At 61.2% G+C, this 21,924-nt stretch carries 19 protein-coding genes and 2 pseudogenes; 4 read left to right on the forward strand and 17 right to left on the reverse strand.

Translation table 11 applies throughout. The annotated features are described in order from the left end of the window. From AA309_RS24265 to argH, 9 genes and pseudogenes are all read right to left on the reverse strand, one after another. Window positions 1–572: pseudogene (locus AA309_RS24265) on the reverse strand (IS6 family transposase); the annotation flags it as partial. 109 nt (window positions 573–681) lie between these two features. Further along, entirely contained in the window at window positions 682–1,734 is a 1,053-nt protein-coding gene (gene speB, locus AA309_RS24270) for an agmatinase (RefSeq protein WP_200902042.1), read from the reverse strand. 27 nt (window positions 1,735–1,761) lie between these two features. After that, window positions 1,762–3,162: an MmgE/PrpD family protein gene (locus tag AA309_RS24275; RefSeq protein WP_047191614.1), complete on the reverse strand. Its 1,401-nt coding sequence runs from the start codon at window positions 3,160–3,162 to the stop codon at window positions 1,762–1,764. A 90-nt stretch (window positions 3,163–3,252) separates the two neighbouring features. Then, complete coding sequence (locus AA309_RS24280; RefSeq protein WP_047191615.1) at window positions 3,253–4,095, reverse strand: ABC transporter substrate-binding protein; 843 nt, start codon at window positions 4,093–4,095, stop codon at window positions 3,253–3,255. Between the two features lie 37 nt (window positions 4,096–4,132). Then, window positions 4,133–4,921, reverse strand: a complete 789-nt coding sequence (locus AA309_RS24285; RefSeq protein WP_047191616.1) for an amino acid ABC transporter ATP-binding protein — start codon at window positions 4,919–4,921, stop codon at window positions 4,133–4,135. Window positions 4,922–4,934: 13 nt separating this feature from the next. Continuing rightward, window positions 4,935–5,780 carry an amino acid ABC transporter permease gene (locus tag AA309_RS24290; RefSeq protein ID WP_047191617.1) on the reverse strand — a complete coding sequence of 282 codons (846 nt, stop codon included), beginning with the start codon at window positions 5,778–5,780 and terminating at the stop codon, window positions 4,935–4,937. A gap of 37 nt (window positions 5,781–5,817) precedes the next feature. Continuing rightward, window positions 5,818–6,801, reverse strand: a complete 984-nt coding sequence (locus AA309_RS24295) for an NAD(P)H-quinone oxidoreductase (protein WP_047191618.1) — start codon at window positions 6,799–6,801, stop codon at window positions 5,818–5,820. Between the two features lie 23 nt (window positions 6,802–6,824). Then, complete coding sequence (locus AA309_RS24300; RefSeq protein ID WP_244470476.1) at window positions 6,825–7,688, reverse strand: ABC transporter substrate-binding protein; 864 nt, start codon at window positions 7,686–7,688, stop codon at window positions 6,825–6,827. Between the two features lie 100 nt (window positions 7,689–7,788). Next, entirely contained in the window at window positions 7,789–9,195 is a 1,407-nt protein-coding gene (gene argH, locus AA309_RS24305) for an argininosuccinate lyase (RefSeq protein WP_047191619.1), read from the reverse strand. A gap of 124 nt (window positions 9,196–9,319) precedes the next feature. On the opposite strand from argH, the gene AA309_RS24310 reads away from it, so the two are divergent. Continuing rightward, entirely contained in the window at window positions 9,320–10,249 is a 930-nt protein-coding gene (locus AA309_RS24310) for a LysR substrate-binding domain-containing protein (protein WP_047191620.1), read from the forward strand. Window positions 10,250–10,254: 5 nt separating this feature from the next. On the opposite strand, the gene AA309_RS24315 is transcribed toward AA309_RS24310, so the two are convergent. After that, window positions 10,255–11,124: a polysaccharide deacetylase family protein gene (locus AA309_RS24315; RefSeq protein ID WP_047191621.1), complete on the reverse strand. Its 870-nt coding sequence runs from the start codon at window positions 11,122–11,124 to the stop codon at window positions 10,255–10,257. A 97-nt stretch (window positions 11,125–11,221) separates the two neighbouring features. Next, the gene (locus AA309_RS24320) at window positions 11,222–11,719 is read right to left on the reverse strand and encodes a GNAT family N-acetyltransferase (RefSeq protein ID WP_047191622.1); all 498 of its coding nucleotides are present in this window, start codon (window positions 11,717–11,719) and stop codon (window positions 11,222–11,224) included. A 491-nt stretch (window positions 11,720–12,210) separates the two neighbouring features. Here AA309_RS24320 and AA309_RS24325 point away from each other — a divergent pair, with 491 nt between their 5' ends. Next, window positions 12,211–13,182 (forward strand): aldo/keto reductase, encoded by a 972-nt coding sequence (locus AA309_RS24325; RefSeq protein WP_047191623.1) that lies wholly within the window; start codon window positions 12,211–12,213, stop codon window positions 13,180–13,182. 537 nt (window positions 13,183–13,719) lie between these two features. On the opposite strand, the gene AA309_RS34610 is transcribed toward AA309_RS24325, so the two are convergent. Further along, on the reverse strand, window positions 13,720–14,187 hold the full coding sequence (locus AA309_RS34610; protein WP_150117728.1) for a hypothetical protein: 468 nt from the start codon (window positions 14,185–14,187) through the stop codon (window positions 13,720–13,722). A 378-nt stretch (window positions 14,188–14,565) separates the two neighbouring features. On the opposite strand from AA309_RS34610, the gene AA309_RS32465 reads away from it, so the two are divergent. Both AA309_RS32465 and AA309_RS32470 read left to right on the forward strand, forming a co-directional pair. Continuing rightward, a complete protein-coding gene (locus tag AA309_RS32465) occupies window positions 14,566–15,609 on the forward strand; it encodes an adenylate/guanylate cyclase domain-containing protein (RefSeq protein WP_052954962.1) in 1,044 nt (347 codons plus the stop codon). Continuing rightward, on the forward strand, window positions 15,522–16,484 hold the full coding sequence (locus AA309_RS32470) for a tetratricopeptide repeat protein (protein ID WP_052954963.1): 963 nt from the start codon (window positions 15,522–15,524) through the stop codon (window positions 16,482–16,484). The genes AA309_RS32465 and AA309_RS32470 overlap by 88 nt, the downstream gene beginning before the upstream one ends. Window positions 16,485–16,599: 115 nt before the next feature. On the opposite strand, the gene AA309_RS35960 is transcribed toward AA309_RS32470, so the two are convergent. The 5 genes and pseudogenes from AA309_RS35960 to AA309_RS24360 all read right to left on the reverse strand — a co-directional run bounded on the left by AA309_RS35960 (window position 16,600) and on the right by AA309_RS24360 (window position 21,913). After that, window positions 16,600–16,812 carry a hypothetical protein gene (locus AA309_RS35960; RefSeq protein ID WP_200902043.1) on the reverse strand — a complete coding sequence of 71 codons (213 nt, stop codon included), beginning with the start codon at window positions 16,810–16,812 and terminating at the stop codon, window positions 16,600–16,602. A gap of 48 nt (window positions 16,813–16,860) precedes the next feature. Beyond that, window positions 16,861–17,517, reverse strand: a pseudogene (locus tag AA309_RS24345) (IS6 family transposase). A 116-nt stretch (window positions 17,518–17,633) separates the two neighbouring features. Next, window positions 17,634–19,061, reverse strand: coding sequence for a pyruvate kinase (gene pyk, locus AA309_RS24350; protein ID WP_047191626.1), 1,428 nt, complete (start codon window positions 19,059–19,061; stop codon window positions 17,634–17,636). Between the two features lie 3 nt (window positions 19,062–19,064). Beyond that, window positions 19,065–20,348 carry a glycerate kinase type-2 family protein gene (locus AA309_RS24355; RefSeq protein ID WP_047191627.1) on the reverse strand — a complete coding sequence of 428 codons (1,284 nt, stop codon included), beginning with the start codon at window positions 20,346–20,348 and terminating at the stop codon, window positions 19,065–19,067. A gap of 59 nt (window positions 20,349–20,407) precedes the next feature. After that, a complete protein-coding gene (locus AA309_RS24360) occupies window positions 20,408–21,913 on the reverse strand; it encodes a tripartite tricarboxylate transporter permease (RefSeq protein WP_047191628.1) in 1,506 nt (501 codons plus the stop codon). Window positions 21,914–21,924: the final 11 nt, after the last annotated feature.

Below are 21,924 nucleotides of genomic sequence, written 5' to 3' on the forward strand. Positions count from 1 at the left end.
ATACTGCCAAGGTTAATGCAACGGTGCCCCATGATACGCTCTCGCCGTCGGGTGGGCTGATGGCTGTTCTCTGCTCGGTTGTTTAATCTCCGATGTTGGCGGTTCTCGACACCGGGCATGATCTCTTGCTTGGCCACGCCATAGCTGGCCAGTCTGTCTGTGATCAGCACGCGTGGAGTGATGCCTTGCTTCTTGAGCAGCTTGCGGAGCAAGCGCTTGGCTGCTTTTGCATTGCGGCGACTCTAAACCGAAATATCGAGTACGATCCCGTGCTGGTCGACGGCTCGCCACAGCCAATGCTTCTTGCCGGCGATACTGATCACAGCCTCATCAAGATGCCATTTGTCTCCAGGCGCTGGAAGACGCCTGCGGATCTGGTTGGCAAAGCTCTGACCGAACTTCAGGGCCCACTGACGCACCGTCTCATGGCTGACCAGGATACCGCGGGCCGCCAGCATCTCCTCGACCATGCGCAGGCTCAACGGAAATCGGAATTACAACCATCCGGCATGGCTGATGATTTCAGCCGGGAACCGGTGACGGGCATAGCGAGGATTGCGAGGCGGTTTCATCCCTCACCTATGCCCCGATCCGGTCACCCCCTGGTTAATTTGACGGTGTCGCCCCACTCCCGGAAAGACTGCACCAATGTCGTCTGCCCTTCCATATGAAGTGTGGTCCTCAAATCTTACGGCGACGAACCAGATTGCCCGTGGCGAGACAAAGCAGTTCGAAGAGTACTTGCGCGCCCGCTTGTGCCGTATTGCTCGTCGCATCATATTGTGGCGCGACCTCCACGACATCGCCTCCTATAATGTCAATGCCGACGAGGCCGCGCAGAATCTCCAGAACCTCGCGCGGCTGGAGGCCACCGACCTCCGGTGTGCCTGTCCCCGGCGCGAATCCTGGATCCAGACTGTCGATATCAAAGGACACATAGGTCGGCCCTTCTCCGACGACAGACCGTGCTTTTTCGACAACGGCAGCAATTCCCATCCTCGGCACCTCCTCGGCGTGAATGACCGTCATGCCGGACACATACGAGAACTCCCACAGATACTCCGCGCCTCCGCGAATGCCGATCTGGATGACGCGTTCTGGGTCCAATGTGCCCTCCAGAACTGCCTGACGGAATGGCCCGCCGTGATGGAACTTGGAGTTCTCGTAAATGCCGCCGGTGTCACAATGGGCATCGATGTGGATCATTCCCACAGGCCGATCCTTGCCGACAGCCGCAAGGATGGCGCGGGTGATTGAGTGGTCGCCTCCGACAGCGAGCGGAATAACTCCAGCGCCAACAACTCTCCTGAAGAAGTCTTCAATATCGGCATGACAAGATTCGAGACTGAAACGGCTGCGGAACGGTACATCGCCGATATCGGCAACCTTTGCATCCGCCATGGGCGTCATCCGCAGAACATGCTCGTAAGGACCGATGCGTTCAATAGCGCGCACCGCACGGGGTCCGAGACGAGCACCCGCCCGGTTCGTGACGCCGAGATCCATCGGCACGCCGATAAGCGCCACGTCGAGGCCGCCAAATTCGGGCAGTTCAACGACATCCGGGCGAAACGGTGCGTCCAGGAAGGTCGCCGGATCGGCGAACGGCCATTTGCGCCGGTCGCTTTCCGAGAACTGGAGGCTTGCTGCCTTACGGAAGTCCGCATCATCGATGTCGCCACCGGTTGCTCCCTGGTAACGGGCCCGTAGAGCTTCGAGCTTGTTCTGGTCCATGATCGTCTTCTCCAGTGTGTCGGAACATCATCGAAAGATCTTCGGACGCGATTGATCGGAGCGGACTGCGCCATCCAGCCACCGAACATCGTCCTGCCCCCACAGGCTTAGTACGCCGTCGATCAAGCGCTCGGTCTGAGTATCATCAAGAGCCATGGCAGAAAGGCTGCGGATCTTCGCGAAATAGGCATCATCCGTGATCGGATTCGCTGGGGAACCGAGCGCAATCGGCACCCGCGATTCGTCGGTGCGACCATCCCATGCAATTACTCGCACGAAAGGTTCATCATTGGCCGCAATGGAGGGATCGACGATCAGGGAAACTTTATTAATTGCGGCAAGGAGAGACGGGTTTTGCCGCTCGCTCGCGGTATAAGCCGCCAACCCGGCATGTCCTAGAACAAGCCGAGCTGCAAGGGCGTATGGCAGGCTCATCTGTGCAAATGGCAAGGTAACGACGTCCTGGCCGCCGCACATTTCGAAAAGGAACGGGCTGAGTCGCACTTCGATCCGCTCGACGTCTTTCGCCGTCAGGCCATTTCGCTGAAGAAGCACTCCCAGCGCGTCGATCGAGGAATGAGTGCCGCGACAGGAGGCGTACGGCTTCAGTGACACGCGCTCAAGGCGCCATCTCTCGCCGAACCCGTCGGTCAAAGCGTCCGGTTGAGCAGAGGTGGATGCGAAAGTCGCAAGAAAGCCGCCCCAGACATCTTCGAAGACCCGGGAAGGTCCGCTCACCCCTGCACGGGCCAGAAGTGCCGCAAGCAGGCCGCCTTCAGCCGCCCTCCCTGCGTGGATCCGTTTGGTTTGGCTCCCGTCGTGAATGAAGGCCCAGAGGCCGCCACTGAAACTCGCCGCATGACCGAGAGCATGAGTGACGCCTGTGGCATCGAGCTGAAGAATGCGTGCTGCAGCAATCGCAGCACCGAAGGTGCCACAGGTTGCCGTGGAGTGCCAGCCAGCCTCATTGTGTGACGTATATCCCCCGCAGGCCTCCAGGACACGGCGGGCAACGTCATACCCGAGGACGACGGCGAGTAGGAACTCCTCGCCACTGACCGGCTGGTCAGCGAGTGTAAGCGCGGCCAATGCGGCGGGAAGCACGACAGCTCCGGAATGGTCACAGCCCCCGGTATCGTCCAGCTCGAATGCATGGCAGGCAATGCCATTCACGAGGCTCGCAGAGCGAACGGACAGGGTTTCGTTCGTTCCCCAGACCGGCACGGCCCCCTGTTGCTCAGTGGCCCGGATCAGGTCGAGCGTGGCTTGGGCCTCCTGCGAGGCAGCGCCTGCGACCCCGCATGCGAGCGTATCGAGGGTGTGACGGGCTGCCTTCGCCCGAATCGCAGGTGGAAGATCCGACGGCACGGTGGACGTAACGAACTGGGCGAGTGCGGTCGCGCGCGACACTCCGACATGCGTGCTCATGAATTTTACCGATCCTGTGGAGACAAGACGCGGAGCTTCGCTCCGTGAACGTGACGCTGGCTTTATGCGATGCCAGCGTCACGCTGGATGTCACTTCGTCTGGGCCGCTTCACCGTTGATCATGACGGAGTCCACCTTGGCTGCGGAAAGATCCCATTTCTTGAGCACTTCCTCATAAGTGCCATCCTTGATCATCTCAGCGAAGGCTTTGGCGACTGCATCCCGAAGATGCGTATCCTTCTTGGCGAATCCCATGCCTTGGTAAACGGACGTGAAGGGTTCGCCGATGATCGCATAGGTATTCGGCTCAAGACTCATCAGGTAGGGCAAGGTCTCGGAGCCCTGCACCGCGGCGTCCAGGCGCTTCTGGCGAAGCTGCGTGCGGGCATCCGCCGAGCCTTCCGTTCCGACGATCTTCAGGGCCGGTTTCCCAGCCGCCTCGCAGATAGTCTTGCTCCAGGTTTCCATTTCCTTGGGAAATGAGGTGCGACGGCTTGCACCAACCGTCTTGCCGCATAGATCGGTCGGAGTCTTGTACTGGTCCTTGCGGTCGGCGGTTGTGTAGAACTGTGCGCCGGATTCCAGATAATCGACGAAGTCGAGCGTATCGCGTCGGGTAGGCAGATCACTCATGCCTGAAAGGATCATATCGGCACGGCCGGTCGTCAGGGCGCTCACCATCTGCTCGAAGCTGATCTCTTCCCATTTGATCTCAATACCAAGTTTCTTCGCGAGCGCATTGCCGAGGTCGATATCGAGGCCTGTGAGCGTGTTGGTCTTCGGATCCTTGAACTCTAACGGCGGATAGTTCGGCACATTGGCCACGACGATGGTCTTCTTGGATGCGATACGCTCCGGCAGTTCCTGTGCCATCGCAACGCCGCCTGTCGCGACAAGAGCGACAATGGTGCAGAGGATTGCTTTTGATATCATATTCGCTTCCCTTCTCTTTGTTTGACTGCTGACGATCTCATTTATGTACGGCCGAGATGAACTCGCGGGTGCGAGCCTGCTGTGGGCTTGCGAGGACCGACCGCGAATCCCCGATCTCTACCAGTTGACCCTGATCCATGAACGCCGTGCGGTGGCTCACCTCGCGGGCGAAGCCCAGCTCATGCGTTACGACGATCATCGTCATTCCGGTCTGCGCCAAGTCCCGCATCACGTTCAGGACTTCGCCAACGAGCTCCGGATCCAGGGCCGAAGTCGGCTCATCGAAGAGCAGGAGCTGAGGGCGCATGGCGAGCGCCCGGGCGATCGCAACACGCTGCTGCTGACCGCCGGAGAGATGGGCCGGATAGGCATCGCGTTTGTCGATCAGGCCGACCCGATCCAGCAGAGCGTGTGCGCGCTCCTTTGCTTCGTTTCTGTTTTCCTTCAGCACCTGCACGGGGCCTTCGATGATGTTCTCCGTGACAGTCAAATGCGGAAAGAGATTGAAGCGCTGGAAGACCATGCCAATGGATCGCCTCTGCCGAGCGATCTGGGCATCATCGAGTTCGTAGAGGTTGTCACCTTCACGCCGGAAGCCGACCAGTTCACCGCCCAGCCAGATGGCGCCGCCGTCGATGCGCTCGAGCTGATTGATACATCGCAGGAAGGTGCTCTTGCCTGACCCGGATGGCCCGATGATGCACAGCACCTCGCCCTTTGGGACTTTGACGTTGATGCCTTTCAGGACTTCCAGCGAGCCGAAATGCTTGCGGACATCGGCCGCGACAACGAGCGGGGCGTCAGGGGAGAGATTCTGCGTGTCCATGTCCTGCTCCTCTTCACTTCGCGTTGCCGGTGGCGGCCACACCCTTGGAGAAGTATTTTTCGATTCTCCCTTGGATCAGGCTCAAGATGGTGACCACGACGAGGTACCAGATCGCCGCAACAATCAGAAGTTCGATGACGCGCGAGTTGGCGTAGTAGATGTTCTGCGCGCTATGGAGGATTTCGGCGTATTGAATGACACTGGCGAGAGAGGTGAGCTTGACCATGCCTATGAACTCGTTACCCACCGGCGGGACAATCACGCGCATCGCCTGCGGCATGATGATCCGACGCAACATCTGGAGGCGCGTCATGCCTATGGTCTGCGCTGCCTCATACTGTCCGCGATCAACGGAGAGCAGTCCGGCGCGAACGACCTCAGCGGTAAAGGCACCCTGCTGTATGCCAAGCCCCAGGAGCGCTGCCACAAATGGCGTCATGACTTCGACGGTATTCACCGAGAACAGGCCAGGGATTCCGATGGTCGGGAACACCAGCGCCAGGTTGAACCAGATCAGCAGTTGCAGCAGTGCCGGGATGGCGCGAAAGAACCAGACGTAGCCCAGCGCCGTTGTAGAGAGGACCGGGTTTTCTGACAGGCGCATGATGGCGAACACAATCCCAAGGACGATGCCGAGCACCATAGCGAGGATTGCCATCACGATGGTGTTGACGAGACCGCTCATGATCGCCGGCACCGTCAGGAACTCACCGACATAACTCCATTCGATCTGACCGACAGCAAAGGCATGGACGATAGCAGCAAGCGCCGCGACCACTAATGCGGCTGCAATCATCCGCCCATAATGACGGCGCGGAACGAGCGTGAGGTGACTGACTTGATAGACTGTATCGGTCATAGCTGGTTCTTTCTCTTCGGCCCGTCTTTTGCGCCTGTCATGATCTTACGCTCACGACGATTTTTCCAATGTGGCTGCCTCTCTCCATGTAGCAATGCGCCTCCGCCATCTCGCTCAGGGAGAAGATCCGATCGATCACCGGCAGAATTCGCCCGCGTTCCACATGGGGCCACAAATCCCGCCGAACTCCCTCCACGATCCGAGCCTTGGCCGCAAGCGGCCGATCCCGGAGGGAAGTGGTGAAAAGCGACCCACGTTTGGCCATCATACGGCCAAGCGGAATTTCGGCATCGCGTCCGCTCTGGAGACCGATCATGGCGATCCGTCCATCGGGAGCAAGTGCCTCGATGTTGCGGGCGAGGTAGGCTGCGCCCATGTTGTCAAGGATAATGTCGGCGCCACGTTGCTCCGTTGCATTCTTGACGACAGCGACGAAATCCTCATCGCGATAGGAGATGGCGCGCTCGGCGCCAAATGTGACACAACGCTGCATCTTGTCGCCACTGCCTGCAGTGGCGAAGACCCGTGCCCCGATCGCGCGACCTGCCTGAATAGCGAAGGTGCCAATGCCACCCGCGCCGCCATGGACGAGAAGGATATCGCCGGCGCGAAGCCCTGAGATATCGAGGAGATTGGACCATACGGTGCAGGCCGCCTCAGGCAGGGCCGCCGCCGAGATGAGATCGACATTGTGCGGGCGCAGAAGAAGCTGGGTGGCGGGAACCGCCACCCGCTCGGCATAGGCGCCGCCGGAGACCAAGGCGCAGACCTCATCTCCCACTTTCCAGCCTTGGACGTCCGGGCCAAGGGCATGGATCGTTCCGGAACACTCGATGCCGAGGATGCAAGGCAGCTTCGCCGGTGTTCCGTAGGTCCCCTTTCTCTGCAGAAGGTCAGCGAAGTTCAGCGCTGTCGCGTGAACGTCGATGACGACTTCTCCCGGGGCCGGGTGCGGATCGGGAACCTCGGCTAGGACCAAGACCTCCGGCCGTCCGGTGCGGGGCAGAATAGCAGCACGCATGTTAGTCTCCGAAGCGACTTGGCTCAGGTACCGGCGTCGATTTTCACTTCGGTCACGGCCTGACGTTCAAGACCGAACTTCTGCAGCGCCTGTTTGTAGGCTCCGCTCTTGATCGTTGCTGTCAAGGCCGTGGCGACGGCATCCCGCAAGGCGGTGTCGTTCTTGTTGAATGCGAAGCCGAAGAGTCCTCTGGTCAGGGGCTCGCCCGCCAAAGCGTAGGTGTTCGGTTCATCGGCCATCAGGTACGCGACATACTCCGGTCCAAGGACCGCGGCATCGAGGCGTCCCTGCTTGAGATCGAGCCTCGTCGCTGTAGCGCCGGCTGTTCCGTTAACGGTCGCAGCAGGCTTGCCCGCCGAGACGCAGTTCTTCTCGCTCCAGGCCTGCAGAACCGGGAAGTAGTTTGTAGTACGCGGCGCACCCACGGTCTTTCCGCACAGATCAGCCTCAGTCTTGATCGTGTCCTTCTTTGCCGTAGTGGTGAAGGGCTGCGAGCCAGTGACCAGATAGTCGACGAAGGTCAGCTTCTCTCGCCGCGACGGCAGATCGCTGATTGCTGTTCCAATCATGTCGATACGACCGGTGGTGAGGGAGGTCATGAGCTGTTCGAAGCTCATCTCTTCCCACTTCACCTTGACTCCGAGTTCCTTGGCGATGCTCTCGACGAGATGGATATTCACCCCGGTCCGCTCGTTGGTTTTCGGATCCTTGTACGCCATAGGCGGATAAGTGGCCTCAATGCCGACCGTGAGGGTTCCTGTGGCCTTCACCCTCTCCGGGAGGGTTGCAGTCTGCGCCGATGCGTCCATCGGCAGGAGCATCGCGAGAGCCGCTCCAAATGCGGCATTGCGGAGGATCTGAACGGACTGATTGCGTCTCTTCATCATGTAGGTTCCCTTTGGTTTACGAAAGGCCCCGGTTGATCCGCGGCTCGTTTTTTTGTTCAGGGAGTTCAGGTCCGGCGTGCTTCCTCCACGCCGGACCTGATCAGACATTGGCCCAATCGCGCTGGCGAAGTACGGTCTCCTTCAGGCGAGAGATCTGCTCGGCGACACGTACTGGCGCAGTTCCGCCATAGCCCTTTCGTGCGGCGACGGCTGCTTCCGGAGTGAGGCACCCCAGCATCTCCTCACCAAGGCGCGGATCGACGGCACTGAGATCTGCGGGGGTAAGGTCTGAAAGCTCGACGCCCTTCTCTTCACAGTAGCGGACCAGCGCACCGGTGATCTCGTGCGCCTCGCTGAAGGGCACGCCATTGCGGGCGAGCCAGTCGGCGACCTCGGTCGCAAGCGTAAAGCCCTCGGTGGCCTGCGCCTTGAGACGGGAAACATCGACGCGCATGGTCGCGATCATGCCTGACATGGCCGGCAGAACCACTTCGAGGGTATCGATAGCCTCGAAGGCAGCCCATTTATCCTCGGAAAGGTCGCGATTATAGGCAAACGGAAGCCCCTTTAGGGCTGTCATCATCGCGCTGAGACCGCCGATCAGGCGTGCGGCGCGGCCACGGGTCAGCTCTGCGATGTCCGCATTCTTTTTCTGCGGCATGATCGAGGAGCCTGTAGCATAGCTGTCATCGAGAACAACCCAGCGGAACTGGCGCGACGACCATAGAAATACCTCCTCCGCCAGACGCGAGAGATTCACGCCAATCATTGCGGAGACGAACAGGAATTCTGCCACATGGTCACGGCTGCCGACCGCATCAATCGAGTTTTCACAGGCAGTGTCGTAACCAAGCTCCTGAGCCGAGAGTTCGGGATGGACCGCAATGGCGGAACCTGCCAGCGCTGCGGCACCGAGCGGCGAACGGGACGAACGACGTTCCCAATCTTGCAGACGTTCGATGTCGCGCGAGAATCCCTGTGCATGCGCAAGAAGCTGATGGGCAAACGTCACCGGCTGGGCAGGCTGCAGATGAGTGAAGCCTGGAGCGAGTGTGTTCTGGTGCTCGCTTGCCTGTGCGATCAACGCATCCTGAAGCGAAAGCAGGTCGGCTGCGATCCGCTTGGCCGCACGGCGGAGATGGAGCTTGAGATCATTCGCAGCCTGATCGTTGCGTGACCGTCCCGCCCGCAGCTTGCCGCCGAGCGGGCCAAGGCGCTCCACAAGCACGCGCTCAAGGAAGGTATGCACGTCTTCATCCGTGGACGACGGCGAGATCTTTCCCTGAGCGAAGTCCTCCCCGATCGCTGTCAGGGCCTCGCTGATCCTGGCGCCTTCATCCTGCGTGAGAATACCAGCGCGTACCAACTCGCGGGCATGGGCAATGGAGGATTGGAGATCTTCCGGAACGAGGCGGAAGTAAGTTTCAGGTGAGCGCGAGAGGCGCATCAGGGCGGCGGAGGGGGGTGTCCGGAACCTTGCACCCCAGAGTCGAACAGGTTGGGTCATTGGCATTCCTCTTGGCTGGAGGAATGCTTGCACCCGTTTCCGATATGGACAATTGAATTGATTTCCTCAACGATAGTCCGAAATGGAATAGCTACTCTGTATCGGAGAAGAAGGACGGAGCTGGATGTCTAGCACCCACCTACCGAGCACAGTCGGATTGCGGGTTGTGGCAGCCCTCGCGCAGTACGGCACTGTATCCTCCGCAGCGGACGCGCTCCATCTGACGCAGAGCGCTGTGAGCAAGCAGCTCAAGAACATCGAAGCGCTGGTCGGAGCACCGCTCTTCGATCGGACGAGCCAGGGGCTTTCACCCACAGATGTTGGCATGATCTATATCGAGCAGGCCCGCATCGCGCTCGGCGCATTGGAAACGGCTGCGGTTCGTGTCGCCGCCTTGCGGCGCTCCCAACCTGCGATCCGTCTTCACGTTCTGCCCATTCTCGGAGACCGATGGTTCATGCCGCGCTTCTCGCGCTTCGCGGAGCTTCACCCGGAGATCGAGGTCGAGTTCACGACATTCGCAGCAAGCGACACTGTGGAGGAGGCGGATGCTGTCTTTCGCTTCGGCGATGGCAATTGGCCGGGCTGGAGAGCGGATTACTTCTTGGGGCGAGAGGTTATTCTGATCGGAGCGCCCCAGCTCATTGCCCGCGGAGGCGGCATCAGTTCACTTGACGATATTCGCCACTATCCCGTGCTCGAGCATCGTCAAACGCCCTTACGCTGGAGTGATTTTGCGCAGGCAACTCACCTCAATGAGTTCGTGCCGGCACGGATCAACCGCTTCGGCTATTATTCTCTCGTCATTCGCGCCGCTATCGGTGGTCAGGGTCTCGCCCTTGTGCCGCGCAGCCTCATCCATGACGAGCTTGCAAGTGGCCAGTTGATCAACCCACTTGGCCTCGGATTTACAAGCCCGAACTGCTATTGGTTGACCACGCCAGCGAACCGGCCACTCGGCGCAGGACTTGCAACTCTGCGCGAATGGCTTCTGCAGGAAGCGCGACAATCAGAGCCTATGGAAGTTGCGTTGTTACAAGAAACAGCCTCTTAATGGCTTTACCGTGGAGAGCGTTCGCAGGCCTCGAAATGCGCCGTAATTTCGCGTCCCGTCGTCCACCATACGTCATCGTAGCGCCGGATATATTGCAGGAATTCTTCGAGGATACGATACCGCATTGGGCGCCCGGAGACCTGCGGATGCATGATCATCGTTGCGACACCGCCCCACTCCCGCGTCTGATCGAACTCGTCGCGCCAGATCGACAGCACTTCCTCACGGCCGAACAGAGCCCGGGAGCTCATCCGGTGTGTGATACCATAATTCCAGTCATCGAAGCTATAATTGACCGGGATTTCCAATGGCCCGGGTCCATCCGGCAGGACATGCCGATACGGCCGGATATCGTCGCGCCATGAACTGGAATAGCGGATGCCACGGTCCCGCAGCAGAGCAAGGAGCTCAGTGAAACTTTCGCCGGAAGGAGCACGATAGCCGATTGGAACCACACCGAGAACACGCTTGAGGGCGTCGAATCCGCGATCCACCTCCTCCACCATGGTGGCGAGGTCACCTGGCTCCGGCCGCAGATGCCAATAGCCGTGATGGCCGATTTCGTGGCCTGCCTTCAGGATGGCCTCGCAGGCGGTCGGATGCGCCTCGACGGTCCATCCTGTGATGAAGAAGGTCGCCTTAACCTCGTAACGGGCCAGCAGCTCAAGCAGCTTCGGAATGCCTACCCGAGCCTCGTACCCTCCGTACGACATGGTGACGAGGCGATCTGCATTGCGGCGGTCCATGCCGAGCCAGACGGATTCCGCATCCACGTCGAAGCCTGGGAACAAGGCGCATTTCTTGCCGTCCGGCCATGGAAAGTCAGGAGCGGGAAGAGCTAAATTCGCGGGACGTGGAGCGGAGTCGGTCGACATGGCGTTCTCTCTGCGGGTGCTTGATGCTGCCAGCCTGCACACATTTGGCAATTGAATAGTTTTCCACTCTGCCAGTCGCGAATGGAATAGGTCATTCTCAAATGTCCGGCCAACTGGCCGCTAGAGCACCCAGCACCTCGGTCGGCAGTGTGTAGTACACCTTCTCCTTCACGACACCTCCAAGTGCACCATAGAGCCTCTGCGCAGAGGCATTATCGCCGTCTGCCGTAAAGTCTATCCGCCCGATATCGTTCTTGTTTGCAAAACCAGCGAGAAAGCCAATGATGCGGGTGCCGATGCCGAGCCCCCGGGCGGTCTCGACCACGTAGAGGTCTTTCAGATACAGCAGACCCCGTAAATCTCGCCCAGGCCGCAGGATCGCCACACAGGCAAGGCCGACATCCCGCCCCTCCCCATCCCGCGCGAGTACAAATCGAGTGCCTTCATGATTGGCGATGGTTTCTTCCACTACCCGGCGATAATCAGCCTCAGGCCGAAGATCCTCGCCCGGACGGTAATGACGGTCCATTTCCCGCACCAACTGCGCTACAGCAGCGGCGTCTTCAATGTTCGCAAACCGGATATCGTCAGCCATCACTGGGCCACTATTGAGTAATCGTAGCTAGATTAATCATTCGCCTGAAGGTCTGCAAAGGGTCAAAGGCGGCCTTTGAGCGTGGCCGTGTAAAGGGCTGCTCACTGTGCGAATACGGACGTTCGTCCTACTTCCGGAAAGTGCCATTAGGAGACGTCGCAAGCGAGCAGCCCTGCTTTATGGGACAAGACCCAAAGACGGCTGGACCGACTGGAGCACCGTTCAGGGCGCATCGCCGTCAGGACCGTCGCCACTGACCTGCGGCGGCCACCGCTGCCCCGTTCAGACAGGATCAATCGTGACCAAGCGATTGGGCCGAGATCTAAGCATGACGTGAAGCGGGCCACAGAGATGAGGAATGGGGCTCCGACTTGGCCATTTTCTGCCTTGTGGAGCCTCTCTACTCAGAAGCTCCCCTTGTTGCATCTCTTACTGAACGCCAGATACGATCCCCATGCTCATCCGGATCGACAGCGAGATAGGATCTTCCAATGGACAAGCGTCGGCTCGGCCGCTCAAACCTCATGGTTTCGCCTCTCTGCCTCGGCGGCAACGTCTTCGGCTGGACCGTCGATGAGGCAACATCGTTCAAGCTCCTCGACGCCTATGCCGAGGAGGGACTCAACTTCATCGACACAGCGGACGTGTATTCGGCCTGGGTTCCGGGCAATACCGGCGGCGAGTCGGAGACCATCATCGGCAAGTGGATGAAGGCTCGTGGCAACCGTGCCAAACTCATCATCGCCACCAAAGTCGGCTCCGAGATGGCGCCTGACCGGAAAGGGCTCTCACGAACCTATATCCGCTCAGCCGTCGAAGCCTCGCTCCAGCGGCTGCAGACGGACTACATCGATCTCTACCAATCGCACCGGGACGATCCGAATACACCTCAGCAAGAAACCTTTGGGGCTTACGACGAGCTGATCCGTGAAGGGAAGGTGCGAACGATCGGCGCCTCGAATTTCACGGTCGCTCGCTTGAGAGAAGCTCTAGAGGTCAGTGAGAAATTCGGCTTGCCACGTTATGAAAGTCTTCAGCCGGAATACAATCTCTACCACCGTGCGGAATATGAGGGTGAGCTGGAGCCCCTTTGCCGCCAGCAGGAGATCGGGGTCATTCCCTATTACGGTCTTGCCAGCGGGTTCCTGACAGGCAAGTACCGCTCGGAAGCGGATTTTGGAAAAAGCCCGCGCGGCGCCAGAATGGGTGCGTACCTGAACGAACGCGGCGGGCGCATTCTTGCGGCTCTGGACGAAGTCGCTGCACGAAAGAACGCGAGTCTGGCCCAGGTTGCCCTGGCTTGGCTGATGGCGCGACCTAGCCTGACGGCTCCCATCGCCAGTGCCACAAGCCTTGAGCAGATGAAGGATCTTGCGGCGTCAACACGGCTGCGCCTTGATGCTGCGGATACTGAGAAGCTCGATCAGGCCAGCGCCTGGAAGTCAGCCTTCGCCCGGGTTTAGGCTGGCATCCGTTGGTGGCCCATGGGGGGGCAGCCTACGCGTTGCATCGCGCCCACCTTGCGAGAAGCCAGTGCACAACAGAAATAGCATGGTGCGTGAGTCTAGCGACCCTTTTGGAGAGGCAGTCGCAGGTTAGGAAAGCCCTGGAGAGTCGCGTGAACTGGACGCACGCTCCACGATTTAAACCGACTCCGAAGAGAATAATCCGTAAGGTTCATTCAGCGCCCTCGAATTGTTCCCTGCACCGATCCCGGGAGAGCTGGACCACTGGGGATGTCACGTTAACTGAGTATAGTGACGCCAACGGCCGAAGGCCGAATTTTGCGCAACCCAAGTCGCTCATTTTCGTCGACGCAGGAATTTTCCTTGACGAGTACAGGACAGTATTTCTCGTTAACGTGACGTCCCCGACCCCAGCGAATTCTGTCTGTCGCGTTGGCCGAGGAATTGACCCTAGTGAATAGGTACCGACCGGCGGCCCAAGACGTTTGGCAGCCGTTTCAAGAAGCAGGTCAAAGTTGGTCATGACAATCGTTGTCACCCCACCACGATCAGCGAGGCGCATGAGTGCACGGTGGGTTGGCGCCGGATTGCCTCCTTTGGACCGAGCCGATTAGCCACCTCTTTCCTGACGCGGCTATCACCGCGAGTTTGATCGTCCAATCGCCGTTCAAGCATCCCCAGTACAACATCGTAGTCCCCGATAAGGAACCGCTTCACTTCCGCTGACTGGCGTTCAGTAAGAGCTGAACAATCGACTTGCCAATGATTGCATACGCCGCGAGGCAGTGCGTTGAGAACTTTATGAACAGTTGTGACGAGGGCAGCATAAACGTCGAGAACAAGGTCGCGGAAGTCGGGTAGGTTAGCAGGCCATGAAATTCCGGCACCGCAAATGAAAAGAACCTCGCCTCGAGCATGCGCAAGCATCGACCTTTCAGGAATTGCCGCCAGACCGGAGCCAAGCGAAATGACGCGGTCTTCTGCTGATATCCCGGCAACCATGGCCCAAGTCTTCGTTATGATTGATCGCCGACCGTCCTTCCCGGGGCATTGGTATGCAAGAATGTGCGGCGGCATCGATCGGGAATTCCATTTATTCTGGAATTCCGCGTCTACATGGCGCCCGAAGGACGTTTCGTCCTTAAAGGTCCGTTCTGCGTCAGACCAGGAATCCGCTGCCCTTCAGGAAAGTCCTGTGTTCCTACCTTGAGCGGACATTCAGTCTACTTTCGGGATGGGCCAAGATCTGCCGTTCGGACAGTGGGGTTGCAATGTATGCTTGAGTTTGTCCGCAAGTCGCAGCGCGGGCAAGGTCTTCCCCCGCCGATGCCCTGAGAGTAGGCTTCGGACGGTAGGTTGAACCGCTTCATGGAGCGCTCTATGGAGCGCAAGCTGGTGACCATCATGTGCGCCGACGTGGCGGGCTACTCGCGGCTGATCGGGCTCGACGAGGAAGGCACGATCGCGCAGCTGAGAGCGCACCGCCGAGCCCTGATTGACCCGGCCATTGCGCGGCATGGCGGGCGGATCATCAAGACCATGGGCGACGGCCTACTGGTCGAGTTCGCCAGCCCGGTCGAGGCGGTCCGGTGCGCCGCCGAGCTCCAGCTCGCAATGGCTGCCCGGGAGGCCTCCCGCCTGGAGGATCGCCGCATCCAGTTCAGGATCGGCATTAACCTGGGCGACGTGGTCGTCGACAACGGTGACGTGCTAGGGGATGGCGTCAATATCGCCGCCCGGTTGGAAGCCCTTGCCGATGTGGGCGGCATCTGCGTCTCTCGATCCGTGCGCGACCAAGTCCGCGACCGGCTTCCGGTGAGCTTCGAGGATCTCGGAGAGCAGAGCGTCCGCAACATCGCCCGCCCGATCCGGTGCTATAGGGTTCGCTTCGATACCTACACGGCTGAAGCCCCGTCCGAGGCACCAGACAGGCGGCGCTGGCTCGTTCCTGCCGCCGTGGCAGCCAGCCTCGTCGTGCTCAGCGGAACCGGTCTCCTGTTCGTCATGGAAAAGTATCCTGCCGAGCCAAGCACCGGACCGGCTGCGACGGCCTCATCGGGCATTGCGGGTGGAGCAGCCGGCACGGTACGGGCCGCACCCCGCCTGTCCCTCGTCGTGCTCCCGTTTGCCAACCTGAGCGGCGATCCAAACCAGGAGTATTTCGCAGATGGCCTGACGGAGGACCTGACAACGGACCTGTCGCGCATCGACGGCAGTTTCGTCATCGCGCGCAACACCGCCTTCACCTACAAGAACAAGCCGGTGGATGTGCGACAGATCGGCCGCGATTTGGGGTGCGCTACGTGCTCGAGGGCAGCGTACGGCGAAGCAATGACATGGTGCGGGTCAACACCCAGCTCATCGATGCCGAGACCGGGGCGCATCTGTGGGCGGACCGGTTCGACCGGCTGCGGGCCGAACTGATCGAAACGCAGAGCGAGATCACGGCGGGGATTGCCTCGACGCTCCGGGTGAAGCTCGTCGATATCGAGAGCCGCCGCGGCCAGCGGGAGCGCCCCAACAACCCCAATGCCATGGACCTGGCCATGCGCGGATGGGCCCTGATCTACGCGAGCCAGACCCAGGACAACAATGCCGCGGCACGGCGCCTGTTCGAGGAGGCGCTCAGGGTGGACCCCCAGGCGGTGAGCGCCCTGACGGGCCTGAGCTTCACACATATCCGGGATGTGCTCAACCGCTGGACGAATGCGCCTGACGATCATCTGCCCAAGGCCGACGAGCTACTTGCCCGCTCCCTGGCGCTGGCGCCGGACAATGCCGCGACACATCAGTACACGGCGCTGCTGCGCCGGGCACAAAGGCGCAGCGCGGAGGCGATCGCGGCGGCCGAGCGGGCCGTGTCCCTGAACCGCAATATGGCGGCCGCCTACACCGAGATGGGCTGGAACTACGCCCTTCTTGGCCAGCCGGAGAAGACCGAGGCTTCCGTGCAGCAAGGCATCCGCCTCAGCCCGCGCGATCCGTTCCTGGTGTACTGGCTCAGTTACATCGGCGTGGCGAAGCTGCACCAGCACCAGGACGAGGCTGCCCTTGAGATGTTCCGGCGGGCGATCGATGCCGATCCGGGCTTTCCGAGTAACTACGGCTGGCTGGCGGCGGCCTACGTGTTCACGGGGCGCGAAGCGGAAGCACGTGAACCAATGGAGAGATGGCTGCGGGCCGTGCCCGGGATGACGCTGACCCGCTACAAGGCTCTGGAACAATCCGACCATCCGGCCTACGTGGCCCAGCGGCCGCGGATCTACGAGGCATGGCGCAAGCTGGGAATGCCGGAGTGAACTCGCCCCAACAGTCGTCGATTGGCGATCCATGGAACGTCTGGATCGGGTCAAACCAGGAAATTTCCCGCCCTTCACGAACGTCTGGTATTGCGGACATGAGCAGACGTTCGGCCTAGTTCCGGAATGTGCCATTAACGACCTTCCTGCTCACATGTTTCCCGTCACCGGATCCTGCCAGATACCGATCCCACTCAGGCGTGCCTCCGAAGCGCTCGACAAGCATGTCGATCAGAACCCGGACCTTGCCTGGGACATAGGAGCCCGGCGGGCGCACGACGTAGATGCCGTATTCCGGCGTCGGATACTCGGGCAGGGGTGTTGTCACGTTAACGGACGCCGGGCGCACCAAGGTCAATGCAACCGCCTAGTGGATTCAGGCGGCAGGGCGGGTCACCGCTTTCCACTCCGACATGGGCTTGAGGCGATGCAGATGATTGGTAAGAGCCGAGCGGCGGGAATGGGGCGGAACGAAGAGATTGCGAACAGCTGAGAAGACACTGACAAAGCGCTGGAGCCCTCCCGCTGATCGAAAGCCCTGCATCACTCGTTCTCGCCGGCGCAGCGGCAGATGGGAATTCTCCGCGCGGTTGTTCAGGCCTTTATGCGAGCGGTGCTCAACGGTCGGCATGATCTGGCGTCGGGCCGCTGCATAGGAAGCGAGCTTGTCGCTGATCATCCGCCGCGGCAGGCATCCTTGCTTCTTCAAAAGGCGCTTCAGCAAGCGCTTGGCCGCCTTGGTGTTGCGGCGCGTCTGGACGACCTCATCAAGGATGTATCCGTTCTGGTCAACCGCTCGCCACAGCCAGTGCTACTTGCCAGCGATGGCGACGACCACCTCATCCAAATGCCAAATATCATGGCGGCTCGGCGTCTTGCACTTGAGGCGGCGCGCATACCCCGGTCCAAACTTCAGAGCCCAGCGACGGATGGTCTCGTAGGAGACGAGAATGCCCCGCTCGAGCAGCATTTCCTCGACCAACCGCAGGCTCAGGGGGAAGCGATGACGTTTGTAGCTGACGGGCGCGCTCATGCCTATCCATCTACACGGCTCGCTCTGATGCCCGAGTTAACGTGACAACACCCCGCGCACAGCCCCAAAGCCGAATTTCGATCTATTTCCGCTTCGTGCCAAAAGCAGTCGGTCCGTCAGACCCGATCCGGGCGCAGTTGCACCACCCGGAGATTGTTGGTGGTACCCGCCATCCCGAAGGGCACACCGGCCACGACGACGACGAACTCAAGCGGCTGGGCCAAGCCCGCGGTCCGCGCATGCACCTCAGCCTGTTCCACCATTTCCTCATAGGTGTGGATGTCCTCCGAGCGGACGCTGTGGGCTCCCCAGAGAAGGCACAGGCGCCGCGCCACGTTCTCATCCGGAGTGACCGCCAGGATCGCGACATCTGGACGGGTCCGGGCGATACGGCTCGCGGTGGTGCCACTTGAGGTGTACGCCACGATACAGGGGGCGTGGATCGCTTGCGCCAGATTGCCCGCCGCGCTGGCAACGGCATGGGGCGCGCTCTCCTCGATCTCCGACCTCAGAGCCGTGACGATGGCGCGGTAGGCCTTGTCCTGCTCGGTTTTGCTGATGATGCGGTCCATCATCGCAACAGCTTCGACCGGGTACTGACCCGAGGCTGACTCGGCCGACAGCATCACCGCGTCGGCCCCGTCATAGATCGCCGTTGCGACGTCGGACGCCTCCGCGCGGGTCGGCGTGGGGGCACCGACCATCGAGTCGAGCATCTGGGTCGCGACGATCACGGGTTTCACCGCCAGACGGCAAAGGCGCACCAGCTCCTTCTGGCGCCCAGGCACCTCCTCCGGCGGGATCTCGACACCAAGATCACCGCGCGCAACCATGACGGCATCGGACAAGCGGACGATGTCCTCGATGTGTTCGAGGGCCGAGGGTTTCTCGATCTTCGCCACGAGGCCGGCGCGCTCGCCGATTAGGGCGCGGGCCTCGATCAGATCGGATGGGCGCTGGACGAACGACAGGGCAGCCCAGTCGACGCCGAGTTCAAGACCGAAGGCGAGATCGGCCCGGTCCTTCGCCGTGAGGGGCGACAGGTCCAGCACCGTTCCCGGCAGATTGACGCCCTTGCGGTTGCTGATCCTGCCACCCGTCACAACCCTGGCTTCGATGTAGTCTTGGCCAAGACCCGAGATCTTCACCCGCACGCGGCCGTCGTCGATGAGCAAATCCTGTCCTGGAAGGATCGCCTCGAATATCTCCGGATGAGGAAGAGGAATCGAGGTTCTGTCGCCGTCCCTGCCCTCCAGGACGAAGCGGATCGTCTCGCCCTCAGACAAGGCGAATGACCCGTCCTTGAGCGTGCCGATCCTGATCTTCGGTCCTTGCAGATCCTGGAGGATGCCGATGGGCCGTCCGACCTCCTTCTCAAGAGCGCGGATGGCAGCGTGAACGGCCGCATGATCCTGGTGAGTGCCGTGGCTGAAGTTCAGCCGGAAGGTGTCGACCCCGGCAAGATACAGCTCCCGCAACTTGTCCGGCGAAGCGCTCGCCGGTCCGACGGTCGCGACTATCTTGGCATGGCGTTGTCGGCGCATGGTTCAATCGGCGCTTCTGGCCGCCTCCCCGGTGATGAGAATTGCGCGGAAATCATTGACGTTGGTCAGCGTCGGCCCGGTCACGATGCCGTCGCCGAGCGCCTCGAAGAAGCCATGCCCATCGTTCTCGGCAAGGCTCCTCTTGATGCTGATGCCCTTGGCCCAGGCACGGGCGATGCTGTCCGGCCCGAGATAAGCCCCGGCAATCTCCTCAAGGCCATCGACGCCGTCGGTATCCCCCGCGAGAGCATGGATCCCGGGGTGACCGTCAAGTGTTGCGGCCAGCGACAGCAGGAACTCGACATTGCGCCCGCCGCGCCCCTGTCCTCGCACCGTCACCGTCGTCTCGCCGCCGGACAGGAGAACGCAAGGTGCCGTGAAGGGCTGGCCGTTGCGAGCCACCTGGAGCGCAACGCCGGCCATGACCTTACCGACGTCACGAGCTTCTCCCTCGATCGCGTCTCCAAGGATATGCGAGGCAAGACCGTGCCTGGCTGCAACCCGGGCCGCAGCCTCCAGCGCCATCTGCGGCGTGGCGATCATCCGGACGTCCGCTCGTGCGAGGCGCTCGTCTCCGGGCTTGATCGTCTCGCCCCGACCGCTGGTGAGGACCTCCAGAACTGCCGGTGCCGGCCTGATCCCGTAGCGCTCCAGGATTTCGAGCGCATCCGCACACGTGGTCGGATCCGGAACGGTCGGCCCGGAGGCGATGTTGATCGGATCGTCGCCGGGAACGTCGGAGATCAGGAGCGTGACGACCTTCGCAGGGTGGCATGCTGCGGCCAGCCGCCCGCCCTTGATGGCGGACAGATGCCGGCGGACGCAGTTCATCTCGCCGATGGTCGCCCCGGATCGCAGCAGCGCCTTGTTGACCTCCTGCTTGTCCTCAAGCGTCAGGCCATCGATCGGCAACGGCAGGAGGGCCGATCCTCCGCCCGAGATCAGGCACAGCACGAGGTCATCGGGCGTGAGTTCCGAGACGAGACTGATGATCTCGCGCGCAGCCTCGAGGCCGGCTGTATCCGGCACCGGGTGGGCCGCTTCACGGACACTGATGCGGGACGTCGGAACGGCATGGCCGTAGCGTGTGACGACAAGTCCCGACAGATCGCCTTTCCAGTGCTGCTCGACGGCCCGAGCCATGGAAGCCGCGGCCTTGCCCGCTCCGATGACGATGGTGCGCCCCCGCGGCGGGTTCGGCAGGTTCGGAGGCACGCACTGGGCCGGATCGGCCGCCGCGATGGCAGCCTCGAACAACGATTGCAGGATTGCACGCGTCTGGAGCATCAGCGTTGCCTGTCCTTATGCATGTTACCTTGGATGGCCCAATCTTCCCGCAAGCGCGATCAATCCTCCTCGACGAACACCTCGTCACGCTTGCGCCGGATCGAGGGCAACAGGGCGATGACGATGCAGGCGAGTCCGAGCGCGAGGAGTGACGCGGAGAGCGGGCGTGTCAGGAACACGGTCGGGTCACCCTTGGAAATGATCATTGCCCGGCGGAGGTTCTCCTCCAGGAGCGGTCCGAGCACGAAGCCGAGCAACAGCGGTGCCGGTTCGCAGCCGAGGCGGATCAGGACGTAGCCGAGGATGCCGAACACCACAATGGCGTAGACATCGAACGGGTTGTTGTCGATGGAGTAGCAGCCGATCGAGGCGAAGATGACGATGGCCGGGAACAGCACTCTGTAGGGAATGGTGAGCATCTTCACCCAGAGGCCGATCAGCGGCAGGTTCAGGACGACGAGCAGCAGGTTGCCGATCCACATTGATGCGATGATGCCCCAGAACAGCGCCGGCTGCTCCGTCATCACGTTCGGTCCCGGCGTGATGCCCTGGAGGATGAAGGCGCCGATGATCAAGGCCATGACCGGGTGGGCCGGAATGCCGAGCGTCAGCAGCGGGATGAACGAGGTCTGGGCGGCCGCGTTGTTGGCCGACTCCGGTCCGGCGACACCCTCGATGGCGCCTCTGCCGAACTCCTGCGGCTTCTTGGAGAGGCGCTTCTCCGCCGAGTAGGAGGCGAACGACGCCAGGACGTGCCCGCCACCGGGGAGGATGCCGAGGACGGAGCCAAGGCCGGTGCCGCGCAGGACCGGACCGGCGATGCGGCGGAAGTCCTCCCGCGACAGCCAGAGGTTCTTCACCTGCGAGACGCCGACCTCGCGGTTCGTCTCTACCTCGAGGTTGCGGAAGATCTCGGCGACGCCGAACATGCCAACGGCGAGCGAGACGAAGTTGATGCCGCCATAGAGTTCCTGGAAACCCATGGTGAACCGCGCCGTGCCGCTGGTCACGTCCTGGCCGACGGTGCCGAGGAGGAGCCCCAGCACGATCATGGCGAGCGCCTTGATGACGGAGCCGTGGGCGAGCGAGATGGAGACGAGAAGCCCGAGCACGAGCAGCGAGAAATACTCGGCAGCGCCGAAGTTGAGCGCCACGCGGGCGAGCGGCGGCGCCGCAATGGCGAGGATCAACGTCGCCACCGAACCGGCGAAGAACGAGCCCAGTGCGGCAGTGGCGAGCGCGGGTCCGGCACGACCGTTGCGCGCCATCTGATAACCATCAATGGCCGTGACCGCCGAGGAAGACTCACCCGGCAGGTTGATCAGGATGGCCGTGGTCGAGCCGCCGTACTGTGCTCCGTAGTAGATGCCGGAGAGCATGATCAGCGCAGTCACGGGCGAGAAGGAGAAGGTGATCGGCAGCAGCAACGCGATGGTCGCCGTAGGGCCGATGCCCGGCAGCACGCCGACGAGGGTCCCGACGAGAACGCCGACGAAACACCAGAGGACGTTCTGGAGCGTGAGGGCCGTATCGAATCCGAGGGCAAGATTGGACAGAAGTTCCATGGCGGCCTGTC

Source organism: Microvirga vignae (assembly GCF_001017175.1).
GTDB lineage: Bacteria > Pseudomonadota > Alphaproteobacteria > Rhizobiales > Beijerinckiaceae > Microvirga > Microvirga vignae.